Genomic DNA, 15,988 nt, shown 5'->3' on the forward strand with positions numbered 1-15,988 from the left:
GACCCGACGGTCAGTCCGAGAGCACCCCCCTCAGCTGTTCGAGCCCCCAGTCCAGGTCCTCCTTGCCGATCACCAGGGGTGGTGCCAGCCGGATCGTCGAGCCGTGGGTGTCCTTCACCAGTACCCCCCGCTCCATCAGCTTCTCCGAGATCTGCCGGCCCGTGCCGTGCGACGGGGCGATGTCGACCCCGGCCCACAGCCCGCGTCCGCGCACCGCCTCCACCGCGCCGCCGCCCACCAGGAGGCCCAGCTCCGCGTGGAGGTGTTCGCCCAGCTCCGCCGCCCGCTCCTGGAACTCGCCCGTCCGCAGCATCGCGATCACCTCCAGGGCCACCGCGCAGGCCAGCGGGTTCCCGCCGAACGTCGACCCGTGCTCACCCGGCCGGAACACCCCGAGCACGTCACGGTCGGCGACCACCGCCGACACCGGCACCACCCCGCCGCCCAGCGCCTTCCCCAGGATGTACACGTCCGGCACCACCCCCTCGTGCTCGCACGCGAACGTCCGCCCCGTCCGGCCCAGACCCGACTGGATCTCGTCCGCCATGAACAGCACGTTCCGCCGGCGCGTCAGCTCCCGCACCCCCGCCAGATAGCCCGCCGGCGGCACCAGGACCCCCGCCTCGCCCTGGATCGGTTCGAGCAGCACCGCCACCGTGTTCTCGGTGACCGCCGCCTCCAGGGCCGTCAGGTCCCCGTACGGCACGATCTCGAACCCCGGCGTGTACGGACCGAAGTGGTCCCGTGCCTCGTGGTCCGTGGAGAAGCTGACGATCGTCGTCGTCCGGCCGTGGAAGTTGTTCGCCGCGACCACGATCTTCGCGTGCCCGTCCGGCACGCCCTTCACCTCGTACCCCCACTTCCGGGCGGTCTTCACGGCCGTCTCGACCGCCTCCGCTCCGGTGTTCATCGGCAGCACCGCCTCCTTGCCGCACAGCTCCGCGAGCTGTGTGCAGAAGTCGGCGAAGCGGTCGTGGTGGAAGGCGCGCGAGGTCAGCGTCACCCGTTCCAGCTGGGCCTTCGCCGCGTCGATGAGACGCCGGTTGCCGTGCCCGAAGTTGAGCGCCGAGTAGCCGGCCAGCATGTCGAGATAGCGGCGCCCCTCGACATCGGTCATCCAGGCGCCGTCCGCCGAAGCGACGACGACCGGCAGGGGGTGGTAGTTGTGAGCGCTGTGCGCCTCCGCCGAAGCGATCGCGTCTTGGGTGCTCGACACGGGATCTCCGTTCGTCCTGCGGCTCGCGGGATGGACCCGCCGAAGGGGTGTGGCCCCTGCTTTCTATCGTCGCTCGCGACCCGGGCCGGGAAACCTCGCGCGCGCGGCGCGCCAGCTACTCTGAAAACACGCACGGCGACTGGCGTACGGGGAAGCGACCCCGGGGGAGCCGTGCGCGGCAGACCACACGAGACGCCGCCCGCCTGGGCGTCACGGGACCGACGTCCCGCGTGGCGCCGCGCCTCTCACGCCGTGCGCCCCGGGACCCACCGACGCCCGGAGGACACCGTCGTGAACGCCCCACAGCACCCCGCACTCACCGCAGCCGACCCCGAACTGGCCGCCCTCGTCGGCGCCGAGGAACGGCTCCAGGCCGAGACGCTGCGCCTCATCCCCAGCGAGAACTACGTCTCCGCCGCCGTCCTCGAAGCCTCCGGCACCGTCCTCCAGAACAAGTACAGCGAGGGCTACCCCGGCCGCCGCTACTACGAGGGCCAGCAGATCATCGACCAGGTCGAGACCCTCGCCGTCGAACGCGCCAAGGCCGTCTTCGGCGTCGACCACGCCAACGTCCAGCCGTACTCCGGCTCCCCGGCCAACCTCGCCGTCTACCTCGCCTTCGCCGAGCCCGGCGACACCGTCATGGGCATGGCCCTGCCCATGGGCGGCCACCTCACCCACGGCTGGGGCGTCTCCGCCACCGGCAAGTGGTTCCGGGGCGTCCAGTACGGGGTCCGCCAGGACACCGGTCTCATCGACTTCGACGAGGTCCGCGACCTCGCCCTCAAGGAACGCCCGAAGGTGATCTTCTGCGGTGGCACCGCGCTGCCCCGCACGATCGACTTCGCCGCCTTCGGCGAGATCGCCCGCGAGGCCGGTGCCGTGCTCGTCGCCGACATCGCCCACATCGCCGGGCTGATCGCGGGCGGCGCCCACCCGTCCCCGGTCGGCCACGTGGACGTGATCTCCACGACCACCCACAAGACGCTGCGCGGCCCGCGCGGCGCCATGCTGATGTCCCGCGCGGAGTACGCCAAGGCCCTCGACAAGGCCGTCTTCCCCGGCCTCCAGGGCGGCCCGCACAACCAGACCACCGCCGCCATCGCCGTCGCCCTCCACGAGGCCTCCCAGCCCTCCTTCCGCGACTACGCCCACGCCGTCGTCGCCAACGCCGGGGCGCTCGCCGAGGCGCTCCTCGCGCGCGGCTTCGACCTGGTCTCCGGCGGCACCGACAACCATCTGATCCTGATGGACCTCACGTCCCGGCAGGTCCCCGGCAAGATCGCCGCGAAGGCCCTCGACCGGGCGGGCATCGTCGTCAACTACAACACCGTCCCGTACGACACCCGGAAGCCCTTCGACCCCTCCGGCATCCGCATCGGAACCCCGTCCCTCACCTCCCGCGGTCTCGGCACGGAGCACATGGCAGCGGTCGCCGACTGGATCGACCGCGCCGTGACGGCCGCCGGCACCGGCGACGAGCAGGCCCTCGCCACGGTCCGCGCCGAGGTCACCGGCCTGATGGCCGACTTCCCGGCCCCGGGCCTCCCGGTCTAGCGGAGGGCCGGGCCCCGCGCTCCTGTGGACCGGGAGCGCGGGGCCCGCAGGACGCACCCATGTGTTCCCGGTCTCACTGCGGACCGTCCCCGCGACGCGTGGGGGACGGGCAGTCGGGGATCGGTTCCCGCACCTGAGAGAATGATGTGCATGGCCTCTGACGTTCCCCGCGTGCTCTCCGGAATCCAGCCCACCGCAGGCTCGTTCCACCTCGGCAACTACCTCGGCGCCGTCCGCCAGTGGGTGGCCCTCCAGGAGACCCACGACGCCTTCTACATGGTCGTCGACCTGCACGCGATCACGATCCCGCAGGACCCCGCGGAGCTGCGCGCCAACACCCGGCTCGCCGTCGCCCAGCTGCTCGCCGCCGGTCTCGACCCGGAGCGCTGCACCCTCTTCGTCCAGAGCCACGTCCCCGAGCACGCCCAGCTCGGCTGGGTCATGAACTGCCTCACCGGCTTCGGCGAGGCCTCCCGCATGACCCAGTTCAAGGACAAGTCCGCCAGGCAGGGCGCCGACCGCGCCACCGTCGGCCTCTTCACCTACCCGGTGCTCCAGGTCGCGGACATCCTGCTCTACCAGGCCGACGAGGTCCCGGTCGGCGAGGACCAGCGCCAGCACATCGAGCTGACCCGCGACCTCGCGGAGCGCTTCAACGGCCGCTTCGGCGACACGTTCACGATCCCCTCGCCGTACATCCTCAAGGAGACGGGGAAGATCTACGACCTCCAGGACCCGGCGATCAAGATGAGCAAGTCGGCGTCCACGCCGAAGGGCCTCATCAACCTCCTGGACGACCCGAAGGTCACCGCGAAGAAGGTCAAGAGCGCGGTCACCGACACCGACACGGTGATCCGGTTCGACCCGGAGAACAAGGCGGGCGTCTCCAACCTCCTCGGCATCATGTCCACGCTCACCGGCACGTCCGTCGACGACCTGGTGAAGAGCTACGAGGGCAAGATGTACGGCGCGCTGAAGACGGATCTCGCCGAGGTCATGGTGGACTTCGTCACGCCGTTCCGGACCCGCACCCAGGAATACCTGGACGACCCGGAGACGCTGGACTCGGTTCTGGCCAAGGGAGCGGAGAAGGCCCGCGCGGTCGCCGCCGAGACGCTGGCGCAGACGTACGACCGGATCGGTCTCCTGCCCGCCAAGCACTGAGCGGGCACGAGACCAAGGGCCCTGGCCCAAAGGGTGGTGCAGGCCGCACACTGGCGGCTGCACCACTCGGCACAAGTCGACCGACAACGGAGGAGAACGACGTGGGGACCGTAACGCTCGGCGTTTCGATCGCGGTCCCGGAGCCCTACGGCAGCCTGCTCCAGGAGCGGCGCGCCGGCTTCGGGGACCCGGCCGCCTACGGCATCCCCACGCACGTCACGCTGGTCCCGCCGACCGAGGTCGCGGAGGAGCGGCTGCCGGAGATCGAGGCGCACCTCGCGGGTGTCGCCGCCGACCACCAGCCGTTCCCCGTGCGCCTCAAGGGCACCGGGACCTTCCGGCCGCTCTCGCCGGTCGTCTATGTGAAGGTGCAGGAGGGCGTGCCCCTCTGCACCCGGCTCCAGGACCGCATCCGGGACGAGGCCGGGCCGCTGGTGCGCGAGCTCCAGTTCCCGTACCACCCGCACGTCACCGTGGCGCACGGCATCTCCGAGGAGGGGATGGACCGGGCGTACGAGGAACTCGCCGGTTACGAGGCGGCCTGGACGTGCCGTTCCTTCGCGCTGTACGAGCAGGGCCCGGACGGGGTCTGGCGGAAGCTGTACGACTACGAGTTCGGCAGCGGCCGGCCCATCTCGGCGGTCCCGGCGCAGGGCGGCAGCCCGGTCGACACACCGAGCCCCACGGCGTAGAGCCGTAGGTCACACCGGCAGGCGCCGGAACAGCGGCCTCGGTACGAGTCGTACCGCCGCCATCACCATCCGCAGCGCCCCCGGCACCCACACCGTCTCGGAGCGCCGCCGCAGCCCCAGCTCGATCGCGGTCGCGACCGCCTCCGGGGTCGTCGCGAGCGGCGCCTCGGCGAGCCCGGCCGTCATCTTCGAACGCACGAACCCGGGCCGTACGACCATGACGTGCACCCCGGTCCCGTGCAGCGCGTCCCCGAGGCCCTGGGCGAAGGCGTCGAGGCCCGCCTTCGAGGAGCCGTAGATGAAGTTGGCGCGGCGGGCCCGCTCGCCCGCCACCGAGGACAGCACCACCAGCGAACCGTGCCCCTGCGCCTGGAGCGCGCCCGCGCACACCAGACCCGCCGAGACGGCGCCCGTGTAGTTGGTCTGGGCGACCCGGGCGGCGGCCACCGGGTCGGACTCGTCCCGCGCCTGGTCGCCGAGGACCCCGAAGGCGAGCAGCACCATGTCGATGTCGCCCTCGGTGAAGATCTTCCCGAGCCGCTCCTCGTGCGCCTCGGTGTCGAGCGCGTCGAACGGGACCGTGCGCACCTCCGCGCCCAGTACCCGCAGCGAGTCCGCGGCGGCGGTCAGCGCGGGGGAGGGGCGCCCGGCGAGCCAGACGGTACGGGTACGGCGGGCGATCAGCCGGCGGGCGGTGGCGAGCCCGATCTCCGAGGTGCCGCCGAGGACGAGCAGGGACTGCGGGGCACCGAAGGCGTCCTTCACGGGAACTCCTAGAGGTCGAGACGGCGGGCGAGGTCGGAGGTGAAGACGGACCGGGGGTCGAGGTCGGCGCGGAGCGCCCGGAACGCGTCGAGCCGCGGGTACATCGCGGCCAGCGTCTCCGGCCGCACCCGGGAGTCCTTGGCGAGGTAGACCCGGCCGCCCGCGCCCACCACCTCCTCGTCGAGCGCGTCGAGGAAGGTGCCGAGCCCGGGGAGCCCGGTGGGCAGGTCGAGCGCGAGGGTCCAGCCGGGGAGCGGGAAGGAGAGCCAGCCGGGGTCGCCCGCGCCGAAGCGCTTGAGGACGGCGAGGAACGAGGGGCAGCCGCGGTCCGCGATCCGCCGCACCACCCTCCGCAGGGCCTCCTCCCGCCCGTACGGGACGACGAACTGGTACTGGACGAAGCCCTCGCGGCCGTAGATCCGGTTCCAGTGCGGGATGCCGTCGAGCGGGTGGAAGAAGGCGGACAGCGACTGGACGGCGCCGGTGCTCCGGCGGGGGGCCCTGCGGTACCAGAACTCGTTGAAGAGCCCGACGCTGCCGCGGCCGAGGAGCCCGCCGGGGACGTACGGGGGAGGGGCGGGCAGCCGTCCCGGCCGGAAGGCGAGCGGGGCGCGGCGGGCCCGGTGGCGGCGGGGCAGCGCGTCGTACGGGGTGTGGTCGCCGCGCGTGAGGACCGCGCGGCCGGTGGCGGAGCCCCGGGCGAGCAGGTCGATCCAGGCGACGGAGTAGCGGTACCGGTGGTCGGTGGCCGTCAGCCGGGCCATCAGGTCGTCGAGGTCGCGGGCGCGCTCGGTGTCCACGGACACGTACGAGGTCTCGACGGGCAGCAGTCGCAGGGTGGCGGAGAGGATCACCCCGGTCAGGCCCATGCCACCGGTGGTGGCGTCGAAGAGCGGGGTGCCCGGCAGCACGGTCCGGATCTCCCCGTCGGCGGTGAGGAGTTCGAGCGAGGTGACGTGCCGGCCGAAGGAACCGGAGAGGTGGTGGTTCTTGCCGTGGATGTCGGCGCCGATCGCCCCGCCGACGGTGACGTAGCGGGTGCCGGGGGTGACGGGCACGAACCAGCCGCGCGGCAGCAGCGCCGTCATCAGCCGGTGCAGGCTGACGCCCGCCTCGCAGACGACCAGGCCGGCGGTGGTGTCGACGGCCAGGACGCGGTCCAGTCCGGTCATGTCGAGGACGGTGCCGCCGGCGTTCTGGGCGGCGTCGCCGTAGGCGCGGCCCAGGCCGCGGGCGATCGTGCCGCGGGCCGGGTCGGCGCGGAGGGCGTCCACGGCAGCGACGACCTCGGCGTGGCCGCGGGGCCGGTGCACGCGCGCGAGGGTCGGGGCAGTGCGTCCCCAGCCGGTGATCGCTTCGCAGTCCTCGTCCAGGACGCGGGTGTCGACAGCCATGAGGGTGACCGTATAGCCGCCTCTGTCGCTTATGCCGGTATTGCATGGCGGTTCGTCGAAATGGGTGATTAAAGGAGTGTCAGGAAAGAGTGCCCGTGCCCTCGGCCGCGCCCCGCGTCACAGTCGCCCTGACCGAGCCGGACGACGAGGCCCGACAGAGGACGAACACGGATGCGCGACGCACGACCGACCGTGACGGGGCGGCCCGACGACACGGGTGAGGGGCGGACAGGGCGGCCCGACGCCGGGCCGGGGCCCGACGCCGCCCGCTCGGCCGCCCCCGCGCCCCCCTGGGCCCTCGCCGAGCGGCGCGTCCTGCGTGCTCTGCGGGGCTGCGGGCGCCGCCCCCCTGTCGCCGCGCTCGCCCGGGGGCTCTCGTCCGGTGGCGAGCACGGCGCCCTCTGGCTGGCGGCCGGGCTGACCGCCGCCGCCCTCGACCCGCCCCGCCGCGCCGGCTGGCTGCGCGGCACCGCCCTCATCGGCGCCGCGCACCTCGCGAGCATGGGCGTCAAACGCCTGGTGCGCAGGCCGCGGCCCGACCCGGAGACGTACCGGCCCCTCGTACGCACGGCGGGCCGCCACTCCTTCCCCAGCTCCCACGCGACCTCCGCCGCCGCTGCCGCCGTCGCCTTCGGCGTGCTCCGCCCGCCCGCCGGCCGGATCGCCGCCCCACTCGCGACCGCCATGTGCGTCTCCCGGCTCGTCGTCGGCGTCCACTACCCGACCGACGTCGCCGCAGGCGCCCTGCTCGGCGCGGCCACCGCCGCCGCCGGCCGCCGACTGCTCGTCCCCGCCACGCGCGCGCGTGGGGAGGTCCGGCCGTGACCGAGCGCGCCGGGGCCGCCGTACTCGCCGCGCCCACCGCCGTACCGGACGACGGGCCGGCCCGCACCCCGCTCGGTCCCGCCCTCGGGCTGCTCAGGACCGCCCGGCCCCGCCAGTGGGTCAAGAACGTCCTCGTGCTCGCCGCGCCCGTCGCCGCCGGGCGGCTCGACTCCTGGCAGACCGGCGCCCGACTCGCCCTGGTCTTCGCCCTGTTCACGGCCGCCGCGTCCGCCGTCTACCTCCTCAACGACGCGCGCGACGCCGAGGCCGACCGCGCCCACCCCGTCAAACGCCACCGCCCGGTGGCGGCCGGGCAGGTCCCGGCGGGCCTCGCCGCCGTCACCGGGGTGCTGCTCGGCCTGGGGGCGGCCGTCGCCGCCGCACTGCTCTGCGGGGCCATGACGGCCGCGCTGCTCGCCGCGTACCTCGTGATGCAGGTCGCGTACTGCGTGCGGCTCAAGCACGTCCTCGTCGTCGACCTCGCGGTCGTCGCCACCGGCTTCCTGATGCGCGCGATGATCGGCGGGGTGGCGCTCGGCATCCCGCTGTCCCGCTGGTTCCTCATCACGACCGGGTTCGGCGCGCTCTTCATGGTCGCGGCGAAACGGTACTCCGAGGCCGTGCGGATGGAGGGCGCCGAGGGCGCCACCCGCGCGCTGCTCACCCGGTACACCACCGGCTACCTGCGGTTCGTCTGGCAGCTCGCGGCCGGTGCCGCCGTCCTCGGCTACTGCCTGTGGGCCCTGGAGGCGAGCCCGGCGGAGGCGTTCCTGCCGTGGCGTCAGCTCTCCATGGTCGCCTTCATCCTCGGCGTCCTGCGGTACGCGGTCTTCGCCGACCGGGGTACCGCGGGCGCCCCCGAGGACGTCGTCCTGCGCGACCGGCCGCTCGCGGTCATCGGGCTCGCGTGGGCGGCGATGTACGGGATGTCGCTCGTGGGACTGTGAGCCCCGCCGGGGGATTCTCGTACGGGGGCCGATGCGCGGCCGTCACGCGGTCGCCGCACCCGGGGGCCCGTACACCGAACGAGGGACAGGCCCAGAAGATGGACCGGTCGAGGGGCAGGCGTACGACATGGACTGGCTGACCAGGCTTCCCGTCATCGGCCCATGGGTCGCCCGCTTCATGCGGACCCACGCGTGGCGCGCCTACGAGACCCTCGACGAGTCCCACTGGAGCAGGCTCGCCGCCGCGATCACCTTCGTCTCCTTCCTCGCCCTCTTCCCGCTGATCACCGTGGCCGCCGCGATCGGTGCCGCGCTGCTCAGCGACGACCGGCTCCAGCGGATCGAGGACAAGCTCGGCGAACAGGTGCCCGGCATCTCCGACCAGCTCGACATCGGCGGGCTCGTCGCCAACGCCGGCACCATCGGACTCGTCGCCGGAGCGATTCTGCTCCTCACCGGCATCAGCTGGATCGGCTCCATGCGGGACTGCCTGCGCGCGGTGTGGGGGCTCGACGACATCGAGGGCAACCCGGTCCTGCTCAAGGGCAAGGACGGGCTCATCCTCATCGGCCTCGGCGGCGTCGCCCTCGCCTCGCTCGCCGCGTCCTGGCTCGGCTCCACCGCCGTCGGCTGGTCCGCCGACCGGATCGGCGTCTCCGGCGACGGGGCCGGCGGGGTGCTCCTCCAGGCCGCGGCCGCCCTGGTCGGCGTCATCGCCGACTTCCTGATCCTGCTGTACGTGCTGACGCTGCTGCCGGGCGTGCACCCGCCCCGCCGCGCGCTGGTCGTGGCGGCGCTGATGGGGGCCGTCGGCTTCGAACTGCTGAAGCTGCTGCTCGGCGGCTATATGAAGGGCGTCGCGGCGAAGTCGATGTACGGGGCGTTCGGCGTTCCGGTCGCCCTGCTGCTGTGGATCAACTTCACCGCGAAGCTGCTGCTGTTCTGCGCCGCGTGGACGGCTACGGATTCACGTCGGGAGTCCGCGGCGAGCGACGACGCCGTCCCCGAGCCCCGCCCAGCGGCCAGCGGCGGTTGACCAGGAAGACCGCGCCGGCGAGCAGGACGAGCACGCCGCCCGCCACGGCCAGGGCGATCCCGACACCGCCGGACTTCTCCACGGCCGCCGCCCGGACGGCCCCGTCCGGCGCGTTCTTGCCGGGGGCGGGCGCGGAACCCTCGTCCGGGGCGGACGTCTGGGTACGGGCGGACCTCGGCGGCACCAGCTCGCCGACCGGCGTCACCTTCCCGGTCGCCGCGAAGCCCCAGTCGAGCAGCCGGGCGGCCTCGCGGTAGACCGCGTGCTGCTCCTTCGACGAGGGGTTCATGACGGTGACGAGCAGCACCTTGCCGTTGCGCTCGGCGACCCCGGTGAAGGTGGCGCCCGCGTGGGTGGTGTTGCCGTTCTTGACCCCGGCGATGCCCTGGTACGGGGCCACCCCGAGGTCACCGGTGAGCAGCCGGTTGGTGTTCTGGATCTCGAAGGTCTCGCGCTTCTTGCCCGGCTTCTGCTCGCCGGGGAAGGCGGCCCGGGGCGTGGCGGCGTACTCGCGGAAGTCCGGGTTCTGCATGCCGTCGCGGGCGATGAGCGTCAGGTCGTACGCGGAGGAGACCTGGCCCGGGGCGTCGTAGCCGTCCGGTGAGACCACGTGGGTGTCGAGCGCCTGGAGCTCGGCGGCGCGGTCGTTCATGTCCTTCACGGTCTGCCGCAGACCGTTGTTCATGCTGGTCAGGACGTGTACGGCGTCATTGCCGGAGCGCAGGAAGACACCGAGCCACAGGTCGTGGACGCTGTAGGTCTGCTTCTCCTTGATGCCGACCAGGCTGGAGCCCTCGCCCATCCCGGCCAGGTCCGCGGGGGCGACCAGATGGTTCTGGGTGCGGGGGAACTTCGGCAGCAGGGTGTCCGCGAAGAGCATCTTGAGGGTGGACGCCGGGGCGAGCGGCCAGTGCGCGTTGTGCGAGGCGAGGATCTCGCCGTTCTCCGCGTCGGCGACGATCCAGGACCGGCCGGACAGCTCCTTCGGCAGGACCGGGGCGCCGGGCCCCAGCTTCACCTGCGTCCCGGGGGTGCCGAGCAGGGGACCGCCGACCGAGGACATCGCGGCGGGCGGCTTGGGCTGCTGCTTCTCCTTGTCGTCCTTGGGGTCCGCGTGGGCGGGCCCGGCGGTGACGAGAGGCAGGAGCAGAGCAGCGGCGACCGCCCAAGCGGTCTTCTTCGAAGCAGACACGGTCGAGAACGTACAGGTACGGAAGAGTGATCCGAACCCCGGCTGGCGCTTCGCCCGGGCCCGTCCACCCGGACGCGGGGCCCCGGAGGCGCACGGTGATACTGGGGTCATGAAGCTCAGCGGCCGCGTCTCCTGGTTCCTGCTCGCGTTCGGGGTGTGGAGCTGGTTCATCTGGATCACTTTCGTCAAGAACCTCTGGAACGACGGGAGCGGTCTCGCCTTCGACGACGCGGGCGACCCGACCGCCTACTTCTGGGTTCATCTGCTGCTTGCCGTCACGTCCTTTGTCCTGGGGACGGTGATCGGGGTGCTCGGGTTGCGTGGGGTGCGCGCCGCGCGCCGCGAAAACGGCTAGAACCGTCCGAGCGGTAAGAAGAGGGGGGGTCCGGGGCGTGGTCGTCTTCCTGCTGGTCCTGATCGTGGTGCTCGCGCTGCTCGTCGCGGTCCACCGGTACGTGTGGCAGCGCCTCGTGCGTGACGTCACGGCGTGCGGCGGCCTGCCGCGCCGCCTGGGCACGGCCGCGGTCGTGGCGCTGCCGCTGCTCTCCGTCGCGGCCCTGGTCTCCTCCCGCGCCGGAGTGCCCTTCACGCTCCAGCAGGCGGTCGCCTGGCCGGGGTTCCTGTGGCTCGCGCTGCTGCTGTACGTGACCCTGGCCCTGCTCGTCGGCGAGGCCGTCCGGCCCGTCCTGCGCGCCTGGCTGGCCCGGCGAGACGCGAGGGCCACGGTGCCGGCGGGGACGCCCGTACCTTCCTCGGCGCCGGTCCCGGACGCCGTACCCGCAGCCGAAGCACCCGCCGAAGCACCCGCCCCCGAGGCGCTCCCCGAGGCCCCCGCCCCCGAGGCCCCCGCCCCCGATGCACCCTCCGACGTCTCCCGGCGGCTCTTCGTCTCCCGGGTCGTCGGCGGGACCGCCGCCGCCGTCGCCGTCGGGACCGTCGGCTACGGCACGTACGGCGTCCTGCGCGGGCCCCGGATCAAGCGGGTCACCGTCCCGCTCGCCAAGATCCCGCGCGCCGCGCACGGCTACCGGATCGCCGTCGTGTCCGACATCCACCTCGGACCGATCCTGGGCCGCGCCCACACCCAGCGCATCGTGGACACGATCAACTCCGCCCAGCCCGATCTGATCGCCGTCGTCGGCGACCTCGTCGACGGCACCGTCCAGGACCTCGGCTCCGCCGCCGAGCCGCTCGCCCGGCTCCGCGCCCGCCACGGCTCCTTCTTCGTGACCGGTAACCACGAGTACTTCTCCGGCGCCGACGCCTGGGTCGACCACGTCCGCGAGCTGGGCCTGCACCCGCTGCGCAACGAGCGGGTGGAGATCGCGGCCGGCTTCGACCTGGCCGGCGTCGACGACGTCGCGGGGGAGAGCGAGGGCCGGGGTCCCGACTTCGGACGGGCGCTCGGTGACCGCGACCGGGCCCGCGCCGCCGTCCTCCTGGCGCACCAGCCGATCGTCGTCCACGACGCCGTACGCCACGGCGTGGACCTCCAGCTCTCCGGCCACACCCACGGCGGTCAGCTCTGGCCCGGCAACTTCATCGCCGAACTGGCCAACCCGACCGTCGCCGGGCTCGAACGCTACGGGGACACCCAGCTGTACGTCTCGCGGGGCGCGGGGGCCTGGGGCCCTCCGGTCCGGGTCGGCGCGCCCTCCGACATCACGATCGTCGAACTCGCCTCGAAACAGGCGTAATCGGGGCAGGGTCACTCCCTGCTGCGAGACCGATACGTGCTGCTCATCGGCTTAAATTCGCATTTCCCGGACATATACCTGTGGTGTGAAAGTTTTCTCTTCCACTTGTGAAATCGGTGTGATGGGATGACGCCATCGCGACGATTCGGGGGGCCGTCGCAGCTGGGGTGGACGAAAAAAGGAAGCACGGCAATGCGGTCGACGGTCCGTCTGCGGATCCTCATCACTTGTGGAGTACTGGTGGCCGCCGGGGTCGGGGGCTGGCAACTCCTGCCCTCCGATACCGGCAGGACCGACCCGATCAGCGTCGGCACAACCGACGCGGTCACTTCACTGGACCCGGCCGGCGCGTACGACGCCGGTTCCTGGGCCATGTACAGCAACGTTTTCCAGTCTCTGCTGACGTTCAAGCCGGGGTTCACGACCCCGGTGCCGGACGCCGCCGAGAGCTGCAAGTTCGTGGGCACCAAGCTCACGACCTATCAGTGCACGCTCCGTGACGACCTCTCGTTCTCCGACGGGCGCAAGGTCACCGTCGAGGACGTCAAGTACTCCTTCGAGCGGATGCTGCGCATCAAGACGGACGTCGGTCCGCAGCCCCTCTTCCCGACGCTGAAGAGCGTCTCGGCCGAGGGCCGCACCGTCACCTTCCACCTGAGTGCCCGGGACGCCACGTTCCCGCTGAAGGTGGCCACGGGTGCCGGTTCGATCGTCGACAAGGACAAGTACCCGGCGAACAAGCTGCGCTCGGGCGCGGCGGTCGACGGCTCGGGGCCGTACGTCCTCAAGGAGTACAAGGAGGGCGAGTCCGCGCTCCTGGAGCCCAACCCGAACTACAGGGGCGCCGTCGTCAAGAAGGGCGGCCCGGTACTCGTGAAGTACTTCGGGCAGTCCGAGGACCTCGCCGACGCCTGGAAGTCGAAGGACGTCCAGGTGACGCACCGGCAGCTCCCGCCGAACTTCCTCTCGTCCCTGGACAGCAAGGACGGGACGCGCGTCACCGAGGCGGAGAGCGCGGAGATCCGCAACCTGGTCTTCAACGTCCGGCCGGGCACGCCCATGGCGGACAAGGCCGTCCGGCAGGCGGTCGCCGCGGTCCTCGACCGCCCGGAGATCACCACGGGCGCGTACAAGGGCACGGTCGAGCCGCTGTACTCGCTCATCCCGCAGGGCTTCGTCGGGCACAGCACCGCCTTCTACGACGCCTACCCGGAGCCGAACGTCAAGACGGCGAAGAAGCTCCTGAAGGCCGCCGGGATCGAGACCCCGGTGAAGTTCACCTTCGGTTTCCGCAAGGACGCCACCTACGCCGCCGAGACCGCCGAGATCAAGCGGCAGCTGGAGGAGACCGGCCTCTTCGAGGTCGAGACGGTGGAGATCAAGTGGACGGAGTTCCAGAAGGCGTACGCGAAGGGCACCTATGACGCGTACACCGTCGGCTGGCTCCCCGACTTCCCCGACTCCGACAGCTTCACCGCGCCGCTCGTCGGTACCGAGAACACCCTGCACAACACGTTCTCCAGCAAGCGGATCGACGGGCTGATCTCGTCGACCCAGCAGTACAGCGACCGGTCGCGGGCGACCGGCGACTTCAAGGCGATCCAGAGCGAGGTCGCCACCGACGTCCCGCTCGTCCCGCTGTGGCAGAAGAAGGACTACGTCCTCTCCGCCGAGGCGGTCGCCGGCTCCCAGTACCTCACGGACGGTACGGGCATCTGGCGCCTGTGGGAGCTCAGCTGGATCTAGGGCCCGATCCGACGCCGAATGGTCGGACAGGCCTCGGGCCCCGTTCTCACGTGGTCTCCGGCGGCTTCGGGTCGGCCCGCTTCCTGGGCTTGCCCGAGGCCGCCATTCCGGCTGCCGTCGGCATGAAGTCGGACAGCAGCTCGTGCGTCTCCTTGACCAGCGGGCGCAGGACGCGGAACCGGGAGAGCGAGATCGCGCGGGCCGTGACCGGCGCGAGCCGCTCCACCAGGCGGCGACTGTTGGCGGCGCCCTCCGAGCGGTCGTACACCCAGAAGAGCACCAGGCCCATCTGCTGGAGCCACAGCAACTGCGGGAGGGCTTCGGCGAGTTCTGGATCGACCTTCACGGAGGCCCCGGCGATGACCCGCCGGTGCACCTCGATCGCGGCCTCGCGCGGACCCTCCGACTCGGGTGAGAACGGGCTGAGCGGACTGTCCGGGTCGGCGGCGTTCTTGAAGAACTGGGACGCGAACTCGTGGTACGGCTCCGCGATGTCGAGCCAGCCCAGGTAGACCCCGCGGATGCGGGCCGTGAGGTCCTTCTCGCCGCCGGTCAGGATGGACTCGACGGCGGCCTGGTGCTCCTCGGCGATCCGGTCGTAGAAGCCCTGGACGAGGTGCTCCTTGGACGAGAAGTAGTAGTACGCGTTCCCGACGGAGACCCCGGCCTCCTGGGCGATGGCCCGCATCGTCGTCTTGTCGTAACCGCGCTCCTTGAACAGCCGGAGCGCGGTTTCGAGGATGAGCGTGCGGGTCTGCTCGCTCTTCGGGGCCTTCTTCTCGTCGGCCTGCTTCTCTTCCTTCACGTCCTTCACGGGACCGAGCCTAGCCGGGCGGACCGGGCACCTCGCAGCGCCCGTCCTCGCAGGGCCCGCCCCCGGCGCCGGGCCCCTTGAGGGCCTCGCGCCACCTCGCCGCGGCGAGGACCGTCATCCGGGCGAAGGGCTGCCCGGTGGGGGTGGCCAGCCAGTGGGCCTTGGCCCGGTGGTCGGCGAGCGCCCAGAGGCAGACGATCCAGGCGGCGGTCTCCCGGTAGACCTGCCCCCGGTCCGCGACCACGGTGATCTCCCGCAGGGTGGCGGCGTGGTCGAGGGCCGGGAAGCGGCGTCCGGCCTCCTGCGAACCGGCCGGTACGAGGTCCAGCGGGACGAGCTGCCGCTGGCGCAGCAGCCAGTGCCTGAGGTGGACGCAGAGCGGGCAGTCGGCGTCGTACAGCACCGTCAGCTGTCCCACGGGGGTCGGCACGGCGGCTCAGCCCTGCGGTGCGGGCGGGGCCCAGGGGCCGGCCTTGGGGGTCGTGGTCCAGCCCTGCGGGCCGACCGGCGGCACCTGCTCGCGCTCCATGACGCCCCGGCGCCGGATCTTGTTGAGCACGTACACGTTCCCGAGGTGCATGACGCCGAGGACCAGCAGGACCACCCCGAGCTTGACGGAGAGCGCCTCGAAGAGTGCGCGGGCGTCGAGGACGGCGTCGTCCTGGCTCAGATAGAGGGCGACGAAGCCGAAGTTGACGAGGTAGAAGCCCACCACCAGGAGGTGGTTGACCGCTTCGGCGAGCTTCTCGTTCCCGTGCAGGACGTCCGCGAGGAAGATCCTTCCGTTGCGGCTGAGCGTGCGCGCGACCCAGATGGTCAGGGCCACGCTGATCAGCAGGTAGACGATGTACGCGATGACAGTGAGGTCCATGCCCCACCCTCCCTTGAACACGTTCAAAAGCTGGCGGTCCTGACTGTAGACCTCTCTTTGAACGCGTTCAAG

The 15,988-nt window shown here is 72.0% G+C and carries 16 protein-coding genes and 1 riboswitch; of the genes, 9 read left to right on the forward strand and 7 right to left on the reverse strand.

Annotated elements, in window-relative coordinates; genetic code table 11:
- Positions 1-10: 10 nt before the first annotated feature.
- The gene (gene rocD / locus V4Y03_RS21010; protein ID WP_317876940.1) at positions 11-1,216 is read right to left on the reverse strand and encodes an ornithine--oxo-acid transaminase; all 1,206 of its coding nucleotides are present in this window, start codon (positions 1,214-1,216) and stop codon (positions 11-13) included.
- Positions 1,217-1,341: 125 nt separating this feature from the next.
- Positions 1,342-1,432: riboswitch (ZMP/ZTP riboswitch) on the forward strand.
- A gap of 75 nt (positions 1,433-1,507) precedes the next feature.
- Here rocD and glyA point away from each other — a divergent pair.
- The 3 genes from glyA to V4Y03_RS21025 all read left to right on the forward strand — a co-directional run bounded on the left by glyA (position 1,508) and on the right by V4Y03_RS21025 (position 4,629).
- Positions 1,508-2,773, forward strand: coding sequence for a serine hydroxymethyltransferase (gene glyA, locus V4Y03_RS21015; protein ID WP_317876939.1), 1,266 nt, complete (start codon positions 1,508-1,510; stop codon positions 2,771-2,773).
- Between the two features lie 150 nt (positions 2,774-2,923).
- A complete protein-coding gene (gene trpS / locus V4Y03_RS21020; protein ID WP_317876938.1) occupies positions 2,924-3,937 on the forward strand; it encodes a tryptophan--tRNA ligase in 1,014 nt (337 codons plus the stop codon).
- 101 nt (positions 3,938-4,038) lie between these two features.
- Positions 4,039-4,629, forward strand: a complete 591-nt coding sequence (locus V4Y03_RS21025; protein ID WP_317876937.1) for a 2'-5' RNA ligase family protein — start codon at positions 4,039-4,041, stop codon at positions 4,627-4,629.
- A gap of 9 nt (positions 4,630-4,638) precedes the next feature.
- Here V4Y03_RS21025 and V4Y03_RS21030 read toward each other — a convergent pair whose 3' ends face one another.
- Positions 4,639-5,394, reverse strand: coding sequence for a decaprenylphospho-beta-D-erythro-pentofuranosid-2-ulose 2-reductase (locus V4Y03_RS21030; RefSeq protein ID WP_332435898.1), 756 nt, complete (start codon positions 5,392-5,394; stop codon positions 4,639-4,641).
- An 8-nt stretch (positions 5,395-5,402) separates the two neighbouring features.
- Positions 5,403-6,788: an FAD-binding oxidoreductase gene (locus tag V4Y03_RS21035; RefSeq protein ID WP_332435899.1), complete on the reverse strand. Its 1,386-nt coding sequence runs from the start codon at positions 6,786-6,788 to the stop codon at positions 5,403-5,405.
- Positions 6,789-6,959: 171 nt separating this feature from the next.
- On the opposite strand from V4Y03_RS21035, the gene V4Y03_RS21040 reads away from it, so the two are divergent.
- From V4Y03_RS21040 to V4Y03_RS21050, 3 genes are all read left to right on the forward strand, one after another.
- Positions 6,960-7,613: a phosphatase PAP2 family protein gene (locus V4Y03_RS21040; RefSeq protein ID WP_332435900.1), complete on the forward strand. Its 654-nt coding sequence runs from the start codon at positions 6,960-6,962 to the stop codon at positions 7,611-7,613.
- On the forward strand, positions 7,610-8,560 hold the full coding sequence (locus V4Y03_RS21045) for a decaprenyl-phosphate phosphoribosyltransferase (protein ID WP_332435901.1): 951 nt from the start codon (positions 7,610-7,612) through the stop codon (positions 8,558-8,560). The genes V4Y03_RS21040 and V4Y03_RS21045 overlap by 4 nt, the downstream gene beginning before the upstream one ends.
- 127 nt (positions 8,561-8,687) lie before the next feature.
- Positions 8,688-9,596 (forward strand): YihY/virulence factor BrkB family protein, encoded by a 909-nt coding sequence (locus V4Y03_RS21050; RefSeq protein ID WP_332435902.1) that lies wholly within the window; start codon positions 8,688-8,690, stop codon positions 9,594-9,596.
- Here the strand turns inward: V4Y03_RS21050 and V4Y03_RS21055 are convergent.
- Complete coding sequence (locus V4Y03_RS21055; RefSeq protein WP_317877113.1) at positions 9,520-10,788, reverse strand: D-alanyl-D-alanine carboxypeptidase family protein; 1,269 nt, start codon at positions 10,786-10,788, stop codon at positions 9,520-9,522. The genes V4Y03_RS21050 and V4Y03_RS21055 overlap by 77 nt on opposite strands.
- A 109-nt stretch (positions 10,789-10,897) precedes the next feature.
- Between V4Y03_RS21055 and V4Y03_RS21060 the strand changes: the two genes are divergently transcribed.
- The 3 genes from V4Y03_RS21060 to V4Y03_RS21070 all read left to right on the forward strand — a co-directional run bounded on the left by V4Y03_RS21060 (position 10,898) and on the right by V4Y03_RS21070 (position 14,231).
- Entirely contained in the window at positions 10,898-11,143 is a 246-nt protein-coding gene (locus tag V4Y03_RS21060) for an SCO4848 family membrane protein (protein WP_317877112.1), read from the forward strand.
- A gap of 37 nt (positions 11,144-11,180) precedes the next feature.
- Positions 11,181-12,485 (forward strand): metallophosphoesterase, encoded by a 1,305-nt coding sequence (locus tag V4Y03_RS21065; RefSeq protein WP_332435903.1) that lies wholly within the window; start codon positions 11,181-11,183, stop codon positions 12,483-12,485.
- Between the two features lie 192 nt (positions 12,486-12,677).
- Positions 12,678-14,231 carry an ABC transporter substrate-binding protein gene (locus V4Y03_RS21070; protein WP_332435904.1) on the forward strand — a complete coding sequence of 518 codons (1,554 nt, stop codon included), beginning with the start codon at positions 12,678-12,680 and terminating at the stop codon, positions 14,229-14,231.
- Between the two features lie 46 nt (positions 14,232-14,277).
- On the opposite strand, the gene V4Y03_RS21075 is transcribed toward V4Y03_RS21070, so the two are convergent.
- From V4Y03_RS21075 to V4Y03_RS21085, 3 genes are read right to left on the reverse strand one after another with little or no spacing between them, the layout of a single operon-like run.
- Positions 14,278-15,045 (reverse strand): TetR family transcriptional regulator, encoded by a 768-nt coding sequence (locus V4Y03_RS21075; protein WP_317877109.1) that lies wholly within the window; start codon positions 15,043-15,045, stop codon positions 14,278-14,280.
- Between the two features lie 10 nt (positions 15,046-15,055).
- The gene (locus V4Y03_RS21080; RefSeq protein WP_317877108.1) at positions 15,056-15,475 is read right to left on the reverse strand and encodes a thiol-disulfide oxidoreductase DCC family protein; all 420 of its coding nucleotides are present in this window, start codon (positions 15,473-15,475) and stop codon (positions 15,056-15,058) included.
- 6 nt (positions 15,476-15,481) lie between these two features.
- A complete protein-coding gene (locus V4Y03_RS21085; RefSeq protein ID WP_317877107.1) occupies positions 15,482-15,916 on the reverse strand; it encodes a hypothetical protein in 435 nt (144 codons plus the stop codon).
- Between the last annotated feature and the right edge of the window lie 72 nt (positions 15,917-15,988).

This window comes from Streptomyces sp. P9-A4 (genome assembly GCF_036634195.1).
Taxonomy (GTDB): domain Bacteria; phylum Actinomycetota; class Actinomycetes; order Streptomycetales; family Streptomycetaceae; genus Streptomyces.